This is a genomic window from Burkholderia sp. 10_S31 (assembly GCF_056930375.1).
Genome location: NZ_JBXOWK010000003.1, coordinates 1,631,266 through 1,646,495 on the forward strand (window position 1 = coordinate 1,631,266; position 15,230 = coordinate 1,646,495).

Below are 15,230 nucleotides of genomic sequence, written 5' to 3' on the forward strand. Positions count from 1 at the left end.
GCACGGCCCTCGTGCCGGAGTCCCGTCGTCAGGCGACTTCGTGCACGCGCTCCATCGTGCCGCCTTCGTACAGCTTGCCGAAGCGGTTCGCGAGGAACGCCTTCAGCGACACCTTTTCCTGCGGGATGAAGCCGCTTTGCGGCAGCTTCTTTTCGCGGAACAGATCCAGCACCGCGCACATCGCGCCGGCCGTCGTGATCTGGATCGCGCTCATGTGCATCCCGCACACGTCCTTCGCGAAGATCTTGCGCGTGAACACGTCCTGCACGAGCTGGCCGTCCTTCACGCCCGTCACCGTGACGAACACGAGCACGACGTCCTGCTTGGTCGACGGCACTGCGCGGCGCATGATCGACTTCAGCGTGTCGCGATCGCTCGACAGGCGCAGGTCCTCGAGCAGGAACTGCACGAGCTCGCGGTGGCCCGGATAGCGCACCGACTTGTAGTCGAGCGTCTCGACCTTGCCCGACAGCGTCTCGCACAGCGTGCCCAGGCCACCCGACGTATTGAACGCTTCGTATTCGGTGCCGTCCAGCGAGAAGTGCTCGAGGCCTTCGAGCGGCTGCACCCACTGCTTGCGGCCGTCGCGGATCGCTTCGCACGGCTGGCAGTATTCGTTGATCAGGCCGTCGACGCTCCACGTCAGGTTGTACTTCAGCGCGTTGGTCGGATACTCGGGCAGCGCACCGACGCGCATCTTCACGTCGCGCACTTCGCTGAAGCCGTTCACGAGCTCGTGTGCGGCGATGCCGATGAAGCCCGGTGCGAGGCCGCACTGCGGCATGAACGCGCGGTCCGAACCGTCGGCCAGTTCGCGGATCGCGTGGGTGGCGCGCACGTCTTCGGTCAGGTCGAAGTAGTGAACGCCGGCCGCCTTGGCCGCCGCGGCGACGTTGACCGCGAGATAGTACGGCAGCGCGTTGACGAGCGCATCGAAGCCCTTCACGGCTTCGCGGATCGCATTGGCGTCGGCCGAATCGACACGCTGCGTCGCGATGCCTTCACGCGACAGCTTGGCGAGCGCATCCGCATCGCGGTCGAACGCGACGACTTCGTAGTCGCCCGTTTCACGCAGCATGTGAGCAATGGTGTGGCCGATCAGACCTGCGCCGACGATGGCGATTTTCATGCGCTTATCTCCTGATGATGGGTTTGGTGTTGGTGTACGGCGTCGAGCCATGAACACAGTTTAGGGACGCGCAAAATCAGTTCCAAGACGAAGAGTGATGCGAAACGACCGATAAATTCGACGGAATGACGATGCATTTCGTCACAACGACCAAATCGTCTGAAAATCGCGTATATGACGCACCGCAAACGGGCCGCTGCGGACGCGTGTGGACAAGCAGGAATGAACGAGCAAAGCGGAATCGTGGCGCGCGCGGGCCGGCATTCGACGCAACGGTGATCGCGTGAAGATGCGCGAAGGTCATGCCCCGCCGTGCGGGCGAACGCAAACGGCGGGCATCAACGGAAGGAAAAAAGGAGGAACAACCTGCGCGACGAATCGCGCCACGGCGTCACTCGGGACGCCGCATGCGGCGCGTCATCCGCCAATCGTGCCGCGATCGATCTTGCGCGACAGGATGATCGACGTCGTCGTGCGCTCGACGCCTTCGAGCGTGCCGATCTGGTCGAGCAGGTCGTTCAGGCGCTCCGGCGAATCGGCACGCAGCCACGCGACATAGTCGTATTCGCCGCTCACCGCGCACAGCAGCTGCACTTCGGGCATCCGGTCGAGCTTGCGCAGCACGTCCTTGCCGAACTTCGGCGTGAGGATGATGCCGACGTACGCATAAATGCTCGCGTCGAGCACGTCCTGGCCGAGCCGCACGCTGTACCCGGCAATCACGTTCGTGCGCTCGAGCCGCGCGATGCGCGCGACGACCGTCGTGCGCGCGACGTCGAGCTGTCGCGCGAGATCGGCGACGCTTGCGCGCGCATCCGCTTGCAGCAGCGCGACGAGTTGCCGGTCGAGGTCGTCGAGTTGGTCGAGGCGAGGTGGACGCATGAGACTGGGCCGGCGTGCAGCGCGCCGGCGAAATGGAACGTGACGCGATGATAGCGCCGAACGCCGGTGCGCCCAAACGGCATCGCACGCCGTCATGGGCTCGCGCATGTGCACCACCCTCCTCGCTCGCAGTCGCCGTCCGGCGTGCCGACCGGACGCCGTCGACCGTCGCCCGCCCGCTATGTCCCTTTCAATTTCGATTCGTATCGGATGTAAGCAAGTGTCGCTTTCGCTGCTGCGCGACACGCAACGTGCTACTAATAACAGGCGACGCGAGATGCGCGCTCGCGGCACTGGCCGCCGCGCCCGCTCGCACGACACCACCCCGGAGAGCCAACCATGAAGAAAATCTCGCTCACCCTCGCCATGCTCGCCATTGCAGCCAGCGCATTCGCGCAAACGCCGCCGCAACCGCAGACACCTGCTCCGGCGACGGCAACGGCAACGGCCGCGTCGGCGCCGAGCGCCGAACAACGCGCCGCACGCCATGAGGCGCGCATCGAGCAGCGCATCAAGTACCTGCACGATCAGTTGAAGATCACGTCGGCGCAGGAGCCGCAATGGAAGACGTTCGCCGACACGATGCGCGAGAACGGCGAAACGATGGGCCACCTCTATCGCGCACGGATGGAAAGCCACAACGTGTCCGCGGTCGACGACATGAAGCAGTACGCGGAACTCGCCCAGGCGAACGCGGACGGCGCGAAGAAGCTCGCCGACGCATTCGCGCCGCTCTACGAACGCTTCCCGGCTGACCAGAAGGCGCTCGCCGACACGACGTTCCGCAGCTGGCTGCACCACGGCGGCGAACACCGCGGCAAGGGCAAGAAGAGCAAGGACGGCAAGGCAGCAGCCGCGCCGGCCGCAAGCGCGCCCGCCCAACCCTGACCTCCGCCTCGCCGGCGCCGCGCTGCCCGCAAGGGCCGAACGGCGTCGCGCATCCCGCGGGAATTCGGCGCGTCACACGGCGCGCCGAATTCGGGATAAGCTCCCGGCTTTTCCCGCACTTCCCCGCCATGCTCGAACTCAAGCACATCGATCTGCGTACCGACCCGCAGGCCCGTCGCGTCGTCAAGGACGAAACCGTCACGGTCGCATTCGCCGATGCCGACGGCGAACTGATGAGCCTCGAAGGCCCGAACCGCTATGTCGCGGGCGACGCGCTAATCACCGGCTCGACCGGCGACCGCTGGGTCGTGTCGCGCGCACGTTTCGACGCGAAGTACCTGCCCGCCGATCCGACGCTCGCGCACGGCACGCCGGGCGCGTACCGGAACCGGCCGGCCGTCGTGCTCGCCCGCCGCATGGACGAGCCGTTCACGATCGCCCGCTCGGAAAACGGCGACACGCTGCGCGGCGTCGCCGGCGACTGGGTGATGCAGTATGCGCCCGGCGACTACGGCGTCGTGCAGGCGCAGCGTTTCGCGCAGGTCTACCGCGACGCGTAACGCACCCGCAGCGACACTACACCGGCACCGCGCCGACGTGCTCGCTCGCGTTCACGCGAAGTCTTCGTCGAGTTCGAGTTCCGCGTCACGCTCGACGGCCTCGCCGGCCGCGTGCCGCTCCTCGAGCGAGCCCAGCATCGCTTCCGTGTACGCATGCAGCACCGCGTGGCTGCGCGCGCGCTGCATCGGCCTGAGCGCCAGATAGCGCGCCAGCGCGGCCGGCACGATGCGGATGTCGAGCGTCATCCGCTTCGGCGTCGAGCCGAAACGCATCGCGAGCCACTGCACCGACAGGAACCGCCCGCGCTCGTCGCTGCTTTCGGCAAAGCGCGTCTGCTCCGGAAAGAGATCGCAGATCACGCGCGCGAGCGCGTCGAATTCGGCGCTCCGGCATTCGATCAGATAGTCGTCCATTCCGTCCTCCCGTCAGGCCGCCGCACGCGGCGACCGGCACGTCTTCGCCAGCACGGCGACCAGAACCGCGGCCAGCACGAAATACACGGCCTCGAGCGATCCGGCCGGCAGCACGCGCACCTGGTACAGCAGTGCCGGCGCGACAGCCAGCGCATGCAGCGCGATCGCAAGCGGCAGCACACCCGCGCGGCCGGCACGCACGCCGCGCCAGACCAGCACCGACAGCGCGAGCTGCACCACGAACGCCGAGCAGCGCTCGAGCAGCAACAGCAGGATCGACTGTGCCGACAGCGTCGCCAGCATCACGTGCAGCCGCACGACGGTATCGCCCGGCAGGTCCGCGAGCTGCGTCTCAAGCTGTCCGCGGCTCGCGAGCCACGCGAGATACGACCACTGGCCCCACACGAGCACGCCGACGAACCACGCTTCGGCGCCGGCATGGCCGATCCCGTAGCCGATGCCGCGCCCGTCGCCGGTCGATGCGCCGTAGCGGCGATTCAGGAACCGCATCCCGAGATAGCGGCCGACTTCCTCGAACACCGCAGTCGCGAGCGCGCTGTACGCGACGAATGCGAGCGGCTGCGTGAGCCAGCCGCCGGCAGGCGTCTGGCTCAGCACGAGGCCATGGAACGCGCGTTCGACGATCATCGCGAACAGCGTGAAGACGGCGACGCCGACGATCGTGTCGCGGCGGTCGAGCGCAAGCGGCTTGCGCAGGGTGCGGAAGAGAACGAACGGCAGTAGCGCGATGATCAGCGTGGCGGCAATCAACACCGCCAGCGTGACGGGAGCGACAGTCATGTATTTCCTTGTTCGGGGCAGCGCACCTGACGCGCTGCGTGCCCCGAATGATACTCAGCTTGCGGTCGACGCGCGCGCAATCAGCTCGCCCGGCAGCATCGCGACGCGCACGTCGCCGGCCGCGCCGTCGATCCGCTCGTGCACGAATTCGACGGCCTTGTAGCCGATCTCGTAGGTCGGCTGGCGGATCGCCGTGATGCCGATCAGCTCGGCCCACTCCGGATCGTCGATGGACAGCAGCGCGGCCTTTTCCTGCCACGCGGCGCCGAAACGCGCACGCAGGTGGCGCGCGATCGCGAGCGCGACCGGCGCGTTCGCGGCGAACAGCGCCGCACGTACGCCGCGCCGCGTCGCATCGTCGATGCGTGCGTCGAGATCCGCGAGCGCCGCGGCGGCCACGGCCGGCTCGTTCAGGTCGAGCACGACCGTCGACGGCACCGGCAGCCCGCGCGCGCCGAGCGCGGCGCGAAACGCAGCCTCGCGCAGGCGCCGCGAGCTGACGTGCTCGAACGGCTGCACGACGAAATGAATCGCGTCGAAGCCGCGCGCGATCAGGTGCGCGAGCGCCGTCTCGATCGCATCGGTGTTGTCGAGCCCGATCAGGTCGGCCTCGAAGCCCTCGACCGTCCGGTCGACGAGCACGGCCGGGATGCCGCCGCCGCGCAGGGGGCGCAGCACGTCCTCCTCGGCACCGAGCGCATTGACGATCAGCCCTTCGACCCGGTAGGTCGTGAGCAACTGCAGGAAACGCCGCTCCATCTCGACTTCATTCGCCGCGTGACAGATGAGCGGCATGTAGCCGAGCGCGTGGCACGCGGCCTCGACGCCCTGCAGCACTTCGACGGTATACGGATTGGTCAGATCGGCCGCGAGCATGCCGAGCAGCCGGTTGCGGCCGCGCTTCAGCCCGCGCGCCATCTGGTTCGGCCGGTAATTGAGGCGCGCGATCGCCGCCTCGATCCGCTGGCGCAGATCGGCGGACAGCACGTGCGTCTCGCCGTTCAGATAGCGCGAAACGCTGGTCTTGCCCGTGCCGGCTTCGCGCGCGACGTCGCTGATCGTCGCCGGACGCTGCGTGGAAGGTTGCGAATCGCTCAAGTCGTGCCTCGCGACGTACGATCCGCGCCGCTTCGTATGCGGACGGACCATTGTTGTTGGATACCAAAGCCACCGGGCGGACGCCGCCGATCCGATGCTTCGCGGTCGACCGAAGCCGGCGCGTTCGCGCCCGCCCCGGTCACCGGCAACGAACGGCGATCGGCCGCACCGGACCTGGCACGGATTGCCCGTCGCCGGACGCCGCCGGCCGCGTGGCCGGGTCGTCGATGCGACGAGCCGGCGATCATAACGCAGCCTGCCCTCCCGCACCAAGACCATCGTCTCTAACGGTGCCGGCGGCCCCGTCGGCCGGCCGCCACTGCCGCTCAGGCGCGCGCGAGTGCGTCGGGATTGACGAGGTTCGTGCGCAGCGTGCCGGCCAGCGCGCCGACCAGGTTTTCCGCGGCGCAGCGCGCCATCGCATGGCGCGTCTCGTGCGTCGCCGAGCCGATATGCGGCAGCACGACGACATTGTTCATCCGCAGCAGCGGCGAATCCGCCGGCAACGGCTCCTTCTCGAACACGTCGAGCCCCGCACCGCGGATCGTGCCCGCACGCAGCGCGTCGATCAGCGCGGCCTCGTCGACCACCGGCCCGCGCGATGCGTTGATCAGGATCGCGCCGCGCTTCATCTTCGCGAATTCGGCCGTGCCGATCAGGTGATGCGTTTCCGGCGACAGCGGCACCTGCAGGCACACGAAATCCGACTGCGCGAGCAGCTCGTCGAGCGTCACGCGGCGCGCGCCGTATTGCGTCTCGGCTTCGGCATGCGCGGAACGGTTCGTGTACAGCACCTGCATCCGGAAACCGAGCGCCGCGCGGCGCGCGACCGCGCCGCCGATCCGTCCGAGCCCGACGATGCCGAGCGTCTTGCCCTGCACGTCGGTGCCGTACAGATCGGGGCCGATACTGCGATGCCAATGCCCGGCCTTCACCCACTCCGCCAGTTCGACCACGCGCCGCGCGGACGCGAGGATCAGCGAGAACACGGTGTCGGCGGTCGATTCGGTCAGCACGTCGGGCGTATGCGCGAGCACGATGCCGCGCCGCGTGAGATCCGCGACGTCGAAGTTGTCGTAGCCGACCGAGATCGTCGACCAGGCCTTCAGCCGCGGCGCACGATCGAGCATCTGCGGCGTGATCTTCAGGCTCGCGCCGATCGCGCCCTCCGCGTCGCCGAGGGCATCGGCGAGCGCGTCGGCGCCATCGGCCTGCACGACGTCCGCATGCTCGCGCAGGTACGCGAGAACGTCATCGGGCAGCGGCTTGTACGCGACGATACGAGGCTTCATCGTTTTCATTTTCCTTGCAGCGGCGTCGCGAGCGAGTGCGCATCGCGCGCCTGGGGTTTGACGGACAGCGTGAGGATCACCGCGGCGACGAGCGCGACGCTCATGAACGCATACGACGCGACGGGCGACCCGGTCGCCCCGTTCAGGTAGCCGACGAAATACGAGCCAACGAACGAGCCGAGCGCGCCCATGCTGTTGATCAGCGCCATCGCGCCACCGGCGACGTTCCTCGGCAGCAGTTCCGGGACGATCGCGAAGAACGGGCCGTACGGCGCGTACATCGCGGCGCCCGCGATCACCAGCAGCGCATAGGAGATCCAGAAATGCGACGAGCCGAGCGCATAGGATGCGGCGAACGCGGCCGCGCCGACCAGCAGGAACGGCCACACGAAGCCGCGGCGCGAGCCGACCTTGTCGGACGCCCACGATGCGACCAGCATCGCGATCGTCGCCGCGAGGTACGGCAGCGCCGACAGCCAGCCGGTCGCGACCATCCCGAGCTCGGAGCCGTTCTTGACGATGGACGGCAGCCACAGCACGAAGCCGTACACGCCGATGCTCCAGCAGAAATACTGTGCGCACAGCTTGATCACGGCCGGCGAACGGAATGCTTCGCCGTAGTTGCGCACGGGCTTGATCGCCGCCTGCTCGGCCGCGAGCGCGGCGTCGAGATCGCGCTTTTCCTGTGCGGTGAGCCACGGCGAATCGGCCGGCTTGTCCTGCACGAGGAACCACCAGCACACGGCCCAGATCACGGCCGGCACGCCTTCGGCGATGAACATGTGGCGCCAGCCGAATTCGTGGACCAGATAGCCCGACACGATCGACATCCACAGCACGGTGACCGGGTTGCCGAGGATCAGGAACGTGTTCGCACGCGAGCGTTCGCTCTTCGTGAACCAGTTGCTGATGTAGATCAGCATCGCCGGCATCACGGCTGCCTCGACCACACCGAGCACGAAGCGGATCGCCATCAGCGACGGGATGTTCGTGACCACGCCCGTGAGCGCCGCGCAGGCGCCCCACAGCACGAGGCTGGCGAACACCAGCTTCTTCACGCTGCGGCGCTCCGCATAGATCGCGCCCGGAATCTGGAAGAAGAAATAGCCGAGGAAGAACAGCGCACCGATCAGCGACGACAGCCCCTTGCTGATCCCGAGGTCCTGGTTGATGCCGGCCGCTGCCGCGAACCCGTAATTTGCGCGGTCGAGGTAGGCGAGGCTGTAGGTGATGAAGACGATCGGCATGATCGTCCACCAGCGTCGTGCTGCAAGATTGGCTGCCATCTGTGTGTCTCCTAGATAGATCGGAGTGGCGGGTCGTCGCCTGACTCCGCTCCCGTCCTGTCGGGAATCGACCGGCCTCGGCATATCGCCGCCTCGTCCGGCCTCATGCAAAACCGTGCGTGAAGCACGAAATGGGTCCGCGGATTGTGCCGTGGTCGGCCTCTCATTGCGCGGTGACGGTTTCCTCCAAGCGATCGGTGCGATTGCTGACATTTTCGAGCCGATCGAGTGCGACACGGGTCGGCAGGCCTTCCGAATCGCCGATCACCTGGATCGCGAGCGCTCCGATGCGGTTGCCGCGCACGACCGCCTGCTCGACGGACCGGCCTTCGAGCAGCGCGCTGACCACGCCGACCGCGAAGCCGTCGCCGGCCCCGACCGTGTCGACCACGTTCGCGACGTGCTCGCCCGCGACCGTGCCCTCGCGGCCGTCGGCCGTGCGGAAATACGCGCCTTCGGCACCCAGCTTGATCACCACGCCACGCGCGCCTTGTGCCAGATAGAAGCCCGCGATGTCGGCCGGCGTGTCATGCCCGGTGAGCTGCTGCCCTTCGGCAAGCCCCGGCAGCACCCAGTCGGCGAGCGCCGCGAGCGCGTTCAGCGTCTTCGCCATCACGTCGGCGGACGGCCACAGCGTCGGGCGCAGGTTCGGATCGAACGAGATCGACTTGCCCGCCGCGCGCATCTCGCGCGCCAGCTGGAACGCGAGCTCGCACGACGTCGCGGAGATCGCAGGCGCGACGCCCGTCAGGTGCAGGTGCCGCGCGCCGAGCACGTAGTCGGCCACGTAGTCGTCGCACGACAGGTGGCTCGCGGCCGAGCCCTTGCGGAAATATTCGACGGTCGGGTCGCTGCCGTCAGCGTTGCGCGACTTCAGCTGGAAGCCGGTCGGATAACGCGGATCGACCGTCACGCACGACGCGTCGATGCCTTCGCGTGCGAGCGTGTCGAGCACGTAGCCGCCGAACGAGTCGCGGCCGACCCGGCTCATCCAGCCGACCTTGAAGCCGAGCCGCGACAGGCCGATCGCGACGTTCAGGTCCGCGCCCGCGATCCGCTTCGTGAATTGCGCGGCGTGCGCGAGATGGCCGGGCTCGGCGGCGACGAACATCGCCATCGCTTCGCCGTAGGTCACGACATCGAGTGCTGCTTTCATGAATGACCTCCTCCGTATCCTTCCGGCGTCACGCGGCGGCGAGCCACGCGACGCGCCGGCCGGCATCGCCCGCCAGGTCCGCCGCATCGAACGGGAACTCGATCCCGCGCGGCGCCGCTTGCGGCAGGGCCGCGAGCACGTCCGTGACGAGCGGATCGCCCGGCGCCGGCGCCACCGCGAAACGGCGCGCGCCCTCGCCCTCGACGGCCTTGCAATGAATGTATTCCACGTGCGGCGCGAGCGAGCGCGCACACGCGAGCGGCGCTTCGCCCGGCCACTGCCAGTTGCCGATGTCGAACGTCATGCCGAGCACATCCGGCATGCCCGCCTCGCGCAGCGCATCGAACAGCCCGCGGAACTGCGCGAGCGCGCCGCCCATCGGCAGTTGGCCGTTCTCGACCACCACGCGGGCACGCGCGCCGCGCGACAGCGCGACGATCTCGGCCGCATGCGCATCGCCTGCGAAGCCGCCGAGCTGGAACTTGACGAAGCGCGCGCCGAGCGCATCGGCTTGCGCGAGCGTGTCGCGCAGCGCGTCGGCGTCGAGCGCGCCGGTTTCCGTGTACAACGTGGCCGGCGTCGAATAGACCGACCACAGCCCGTGCGCGACCAGTGCCGTGCCGAGCTCGGCCAGCGCGCCGGGCGCCGCTTCGTCGTCCGATGCGAACAGCTCGCGCCGCACCTCGAAACCGGTCGCGCCGGATGCCGCAGCGGTCGCGACGAATGCACGGTGGCCCTCCTGGCGCACGCGGTCCATCCCGAATGCGCTCGCCACGATCACGATGTCTGCCATGTCTGCCCTTTTTACCGGAATGGAACCGGTTCCATTTGCTTGAGACGGATGGTGCGCTTCGCCTCAGGTGCGCGCCATAGAGGAAATCCCTAAGACCGGCCGGCACACGAAGAATGCGTGCCTGCGCACCTGCATGCGGCGTTCCCGGAGCAGCTTCGGCGGCCTATGCGGCGTCGTGCGAGAGGCTCATGTCGAGGAACTGGGCGGCCACGCGCGACGGCGCGGCGCCATGCGGCACCAGAATCGAGAAATGGCGCGTGAGCGGCGCGGGGGCCAGCGAACGCGGCACGAGCGCCGCATCCTCGTGACGCAGCGACATCGCGGACACGAACCCGACGCCCATCCCCGCACGCACGGCTTCCTTCACGGCCTCGACGCCCGCGATCTCGAACGCGACGCGCGTCGGCGCACCGCCGTGCGCGAACGCGCGTTCGACGAGCTGCCGCACGGCAGAGCCCTCCTCGCGCAGCACGAGCGGATGCGCGGCGAGTGCGTCGAGCGTGACGCCGGCTTCGTACTCGGGTGCGGCGAGCGGATGCCCGGCCGGCACGACCGCGACGATCTCGTCCTCGCGCCACGCATGCACGGCGGTGCCGGGCGGCAGCGACTCGCCGGGCGGCCCTTCGATCATCGCGATGTCGAGCGACGCCAGTGCGGCAACCACGTCGGCCGTATTGCCGCTCATCGTCTGGATCGCGACCCGCGGCGCGCGCGGCTGGAACGCCGCGATCAGGTACGGCAGCAGGTAGCTGGCCGGCGTCGTGCTCGCGCCGATTCGCAGCGTGCCGGCATCGAGCCCGCGCACCGCGTCGCGAAACGCGCGCGCCTGCGCGAACGTGTCGCGCTGCGCCTTCGCGTACTGCGCGAGCTGCTCGCCGACCGGCGTGAGGCGGATGCCGCGGCCGTCGCGCTGGTATAGCGGCTCGCCGAACTCGTCCTGCAGCAGGCGCAGCTGGCCGGACACGGCAGGCTGCGACAGATGCAGCGCCACGGCAGCGTGGCTGATGTTCAGGTGCTCGGCGACGGCCGCGAACGTTATCAGTTGATCCGGGGTCATGGGGATGAATTATCGGCTTTCCGGATAGTTTACGTCACAAATCACAATTTTTCATATCGATATATCCAAATTAGGATTAAGCCATCGCAACCTGCTTCATCACGGTGCCCCATGTCCACTGCTCCGACTCCCCATCTCAGCCACGCCGCGCCATCGATGCGCGGTCAGTTGAACGGCGTGCTGTTCGTCGCGCTGTTCGCCGCCGCCGTCACGAGCCTGTCGCAACTTCCGGCGATCGCCGGGCTCGGCCTGTCACCGCTGATCGTCGGCATCGTCGCGGGCGCGCTGTACGGCAACGCGCTGCGTGACGGCATGCCGGCGAGCTGGGCGGCCGGCGTCAACTTTTCCGCGCGCAAGCTGCTGCGTATCGCGGTCGCGTTCTTCGGCCTGCGCGTGAGCCTGCAGGAAATCGCGCAGGTGGGCCTGCCGGGCCTGACGGTGTCGGTGCTGGTCGTCGTCAGCACACTCGTGATCGGCACCTGGGTCGGCATGAAGGTGATGAAGCTCGATCGCGACGCGGCGCTGCTGACCGCTGCCGGCAGCGCGATCTGCGGCGCGGCCGCCGTGCTCGCGTTCGAGTCGACGCTGCAGTCGAAGCCGCACCAGAGCGCGATGGCCGTGGGCAGCGTGGTGCTGTTCGGCACGCTGTCGATGTTCCTGTACCCGCTCGCGTATCACGCCGGCCTGCTCCATCTCGACCCGGCCGGCCTCGGCCTGTTCTTCGGCGGCACGATCCACGAAGTCGCGCAGGTGGTCGGCGCGGCGAGCGACATCAGCCCGCAGGTCACGCACGTCGCGACCATCGTGAAGATGACCCGCGTGATGCTGCTGGTGCCGGTGCTGCTCACGCTCGGCTGGTGGCTCGCCCGCTCGGCACGCTCGGCCAATGCGGCCGCCGACGGCGCGCAAGGCAAGCGCAAGATGGCCGTGCCGTGGTTCGCGCTCGGTTTCCTCGGCTTCGTGATCGTCAATTCGCTGAACGTGCTGCCCGCCGACGTCACACATACGCTGAACGTGCTCGACACCTTCGCGCTGACGATGGCGATGACCGCGCTCGGCATCGAGACCCGCGTGTCGCAGATCCGCGAGGCCGGCCCGCGCGCGCTGACCACCGGCCTGATCCTGTACGTCTGGCTGATCGCCGGCGGCTACGGGATCACCTGGGCGGTGCAACACTGGCTTGGCTAAGCCGCACATCCACGCCGCGACACGCGCCGCGCCCGACGGGAAGATCCCGCGGGCGCGGCGCAGTGCTATGCTTCGCGTCGTTTTCCTTCGTTCTCTTCATCACCCTCTTTCAGCCGTGCTCTCGTTCCTGCTGAAGCTGCGCACTCGCGCCCAGACACTGTTCCGCCTGTCGGACGCCCATACGATGCTGATCTGGTCGGCCATCGTCGGCGTCGGCGGCGCCTTCGCCACCATGACGTTTCGCGAAGGCATCGACCTGATGCAGCACCTGATCTCCGGACACGGCGGCAGCTTCGTGCAGATGGCGAGAAGCCTGCCGTGGTACGTGCGCTTCTGGATGCCGGCCGCGGGCGGCTTCCTGGCCGGCTGCGTGCTGCTGCTCGCGACGCGCGGCGACAGGAAATCCGGCAAGACCGACTACATGGAGGCCGTCGCGCTCGGCGACGGCGTCGTGCCGGTACGCCAGAGCCTGTGGCGCAGCGTGTCGTCGCTGCTGACGATCGGCAGCGGCGGTTCGATCGGCCGCGAAGGCCCGATGGTGCAGCTCGCGGCGCTCGCCGCGTCGCTGGTCGGCCGCTTCGTGCACTTCGACCCGCCGCGCCTGCGCCTGCTCGTCGCGTGCGGCGCGGCGGCCGGTATCACGTCCGCGTACAACGCGCCGATCGCCGGCGCGTTCTTCGTATCCGAAATCGTGCTCGGCACGATCGCGATGGAGAGCTTCGGGCCGATGGTCGTCGCCTCCGTCGTCGCGAACATCGTGATGCGGGAATTCGCCGGCTACCGGCCGCCGTACGAGATGCCGGTGTTCCCGGCCGTCACGGGCCCCGAGGTGCTGCTGTTCGTCGTGCTCGGCGCGCTGTGCGGCGTGCTCGCGCCGCAGTTCCTGCATCTGCTCGATGCGTCGAAGAACCAGTTCAAGCGGCTGCCCGTGCCGCTGCCGGTGCGGCTCGCGCTCGGCGGCCTCGTGGTCGGCGTGATCTCGGTGTGGATTCCGGACGTATGGGGCAACGGCTACAGCGTCGTGAACCACATCCTGCATTCGCCGTGGACCTGGCAGGCGCTCGTCGCGGTGCTGGCGTTCAAGGTGATCGCGACCGCCGCGACGGCAGGTTCCGGCGCGGTCGGCGGCGTCTTCACGCCGACGCTGTTCGTCGGCGCCGTGTTCGGCTCGCTGTTCGGGCTCGCGATGAACGCGCTGTGGCCCGGCCACACGTCCGCGTACTTCGCGTATGCGATGGTCGGGATGGGCGCGTTCATGGCCGGCGCCACGCAGGCGCCGCTGATGGCGATCCTGATGATCTTCGAGATGACGCTCAGCTACCAGGTCGTGCTGCCGCTCATGGTGTCGTGCGTGTTCGCGTATTTCGTCGCGCGCGCGACCGGCACGACGTCGATGTACGAGATCACGCTGCACCATCACCAGGACGCACAGGAACGGCTGCGGCTGCGCACCACCCAGATGCGCGAGCTGATCCAGCCCGCGCAGACGGTCGTGCCGCTCACCGCGACGGTCGCCGACATGACGCGCGTGTTTCTCGAATATCCGGTGAAGTATCTGTACGTGACCGACGAGGCCGGGCGCTTCCGCGGCGCGGTCGCATTGAAGGACATCACGTCCGACCTGCTCGACAAGCGCGACACGACCGACAAGACGGCCGCGCACTACACGCATACGCCGTTTCCGCTGCTCACGCCCGACATGCCGCTCGCGACCGCGCTCGAACGCTTCATGGCGTTCCAGGGCGAACGGTTGCCGGTGATCGAAAGCGAAGCCGAGCCGACGCTCGCCGGCGTCGTCTACAAGACGTCGCTGCTCGACGCTTACCGGCGGATGACCGGCGAGCGCTGACGGACACGGTGCACGGAACCCGGTGGGGCATGCACGGCCGCACCGCATTCGCGGCCGCCCGATCGTTCAGTCCGGCGCGCGCCCCAGCACGACCCGTGCGAAGAACCCCGCAAGCACCGATTCGGCCACGTCGGCCGACACGTGCTGCGGATCGGCCGTGTAGTACGACTGCACGCCGTCGCACAGGCACATCAGCCCGAACGCGAGCGTCTCGGCCGGCAGCAGCAGCGGCGTGCCGGCGCGCTCGGCGAAGCGCTGGATGAACTCGGCCATCTGCAGCCGCTTGCCGTGCAGGAACTGGTTGAAGCGCACGCGAAACTTCGCGTCGCGCGCCGCCTGCAGTTTCGCCTCGCCCCACAGCAGCGAATACTCATCGTCGCGAAAGAGCGTCCGGTAGTACGCGAGCGCCATCGACTCCATCTGCTCGCGCGGCCCGCCCTCCTCGAAGATCGCCTCGAAATCGGCCTGCACCGAATCGTGGTCGCGCTCGAGCAGTTCGAGCAGCAGCTCCGACTTGCTGTGGAAGTTCGAGTAGAACGCGCCGCGCGTGTACCCCGCCGCCGCCGCGATGTCCTCGACGCTCGCGGCGACATAACCTTTCTTCAGAAAAATCCGGTGCGCGGCATTCAGCAGACGTTCGCGCGTCTGGTCCCTGCTCTGCTCGCGAGTTAAGCGCTGTGGTTTCATGGCGCGCAGTCTAGCATCAACTCCCTTTCGGATTCATCTTTGCATTCAGATACAGGTGTGTATTAGAATTCGCCACAGTTTCCGAACGACCTCGTTCGTCTCTGTCGGCGCGCGCCACGCCTGCGCCACTCGGGGCAAGCGCCCGCCGCG

At 68.0% G+C, this 15,230-nt stretch carries 15 protein-coding genes; 4 read left to right on the top strand and 11 right to left on the bottom strand.

Annotation, left to right across the window (positions count from 1 at the left end; genetic code table 11):
- Positions 1-28 precede the first annotated feature (28 nt).
- Positions 29-1,129 (bottom strand): saccharopine dehydrogenase family protein, encoded by a 1,101-nt coding sequence (locus tag AC1Z3W_RS27620; protein ID WP_040144221.1) that lies wholly within the window; start codon positions 1,127-1,129, stop codon positions 29-31.
- A gap of 417 nt (positions 1,130-1,546) precedes the next feature.
- The gene (locus AC1Z3W_RS27625) at positions 1,547-2,011 is read right to left on the bottom strand and encodes an Lrp/AsnC family transcriptional regulator (protein ID WP_006481526.1); all 465 of its coding nucleotides are present in this window, start codon (positions 2,009-2,011) and stop codon (positions 1,547-1,549) included.
- 339 nt (positions 2,012-2,350) lie between these two features.
- Between AC1Z3W_RS27625 and AC1Z3W_RS27630 the strand changes: the two genes are divergently transcribed.
- On the top strand, positions 2,351-2,899 hold the full coding sequence (locus AC1Z3W_RS27630; RefSeq protein WP_124832984.1) for a Spy/CpxP family protein refolding chaperone: 549 nt from the start codon (positions 2,351-2,353) through the stop codon (positions 2,897-2,899).
- A gap of 128 nt (positions 2,900-3,027) precedes the next feature.
- On the top strand, positions 3,028-3,459 hold the full coding sequence (locus AC1Z3W_RS27635; protein ID WP_124832983.1) for a PGDYG domain-containing protein: 432 nt from the start codon (positions 3,028-3,030) through the stop codon (positions 3,457-3,459).
- A gap of 51 nt (positions 3,460-3,510) precedes the next feature.
- Here the strand turns inward: AC1Z3W_RS27635 and AC1Z3W_RS27640 are convergent, their stop codons facing one another.
- The 8 genes from AC1Z3W_RS27640 to AC1Z3W_RS27675 form a co-directional block, all read right to left on the bottom strand.
- Positions 3,511-3,873 carry a DUF3022 domain-containing protein gene (locus AC1Z3W_RS27640; RefSeq protein WP_057928928.1) on the bottom strand — a complete coding sequence of 121 codons (363 nt, stop codon included), beginning with the start codon at positions 3,871-3,873 and terminating at the stop codon, positions 3,511-3,513.
- 12 nt (positions 3,874-3,885) lie between these two features.
- Positions 3,886-4,674, bottom strand: a complete 789-nt coding sequence (locus AC1Z3W_RS27645; RefSeq protein ID WP_057928927.1) for a YhfC family intramembrane metalloprotease — start codon at positions 4,672-4,674, stop codon at positions 3,886-3,888.
- 54 nt (positions 4,675-4,728) lie between these two features.
- On the bottom strand, positions 4,729-5,772 hold the full coding sequence (locus tag AC1Z3W_RS27650) for a LacI family DNA-binding transcriptional regulator (RefSeq protein WP_057928969.1): 1,044 nt from the start codon (positions 5,770-5,772) through the stop codon (positions 4,729-4,731).
- A 326-nt stretch (positions 5,773-6,098) separates the two neighbouring features.
- Positions 6,099-7,064 (bottom strand): NAD(P)-dependent oxidoreductase, encoded by a 966-nt coding sequence (locus AC1Z3W_RS27655; protein ID WP_483508878.1) that lies wholly within the window; start codon positions 7,062-7,064, stop codon positions 6,099-6,101.
- Positions 7,065-7,069: 5 nt separating this feature from the next.
- Entirely contained in the window at positions 7,070-8,350 is a 1,281-nt protein-coding gene (locus AC1Z3W_RS27660; protein ID WP_124832981.1) for an MFS transporter, read from the bottom strand.
- Between the two features lie 163 nt (positions 8,351-8,513).
- Complete coding sequence (locus AC1Z3W_RS27665) at positions 8,514-9,506, bottom strand: sugar kinase (RefSeq protein WP_057928925.1); 993 nt, start codon at positions 9,504-9,506, stop codon at positions 8,514-8,516.
- Positions 9,507-9,534: 28 nt separating this feature from the next.
- The gene (locus tag AC1Z3W_RS27670; protein WP_124832979.1) at positions 9,535-10,299 is read right to left on the bottom strand and encodes a sugar phosphate isomerase/epimerase family protein; all 765 of its coding nucleotides are present in this window, start codon (positions 10,297-10,299) and stop codon (positions 9,535-9,537) included.
- Positions 10,300-10,462: 163 nt separating this feature from the next.
- Positions 10,463-11,356: a LysR family transcriptional regulator gene (locus AC1Z3W_RS27675; protein ID WP_057928923.1), complete on the bottom strand. Its 894-nt coding sequence runs from the start codon at positions 11,354-11,356 to the stop codon at positions 10,463-10,465.
- 111 nt (positions 11,357-11,467) lie between these two features.
- Between AC1Z3W_RS27675 and AC1Z3W_RS27680 the strand changes: the two genes are divergently transcribed.
- Together AC1Z3W_RS27680 and AC1Z3W_RS27685 are read left to right on the top strand one after the other, a co-directional pair.
- Positions 11,468-12,544: a YeiH family protein gene (locus tag AC1Z3W_RS27680; protein ID WP_124832978.1), complete on the top strand. Its 1,077-nt coding sequence runs from the start codon at positions 11,468-11,470 to the stop codon at positions 12,542-12,544.
- 115 nt (positions 12,545-12,659) lie between these two features.
- Positions 12,660-14,393 carry a ClcB-like voltage-gated chloride channel protein gene (locus tag AC1Z3W_RS27685; protein ID WP_199866615.1) on the top strand — a complete coding sequence of 578 codons (1,734 nt, stop codon included), beginning with the start codon at positions 12,660-12,662 and terminating at the stop codon, positions 14,391-14,393.
- A 66-nt stretch (positions 14,394-14,459) separates the two neighbouring features.
- Here AC1Z3W_RS27685 and AC1Z3W_RS27690 read toward each other — a convergent pair whose 3' ends face one another.
- Positions 14,460-15,080, bottom strand: a complete 621-nt coding sequence (locus tag AC1Z3W_RS27690) for a TetR/AcrR family transcriptional regulator (RefSeq protein ID WP_057928920.1) — start codon at positions 15,078-15,080, stop codon at positions 14,460-14,462.
- Between the last annotated feature and the right edge of the window lie 150 nt (positions 15,081-15,230).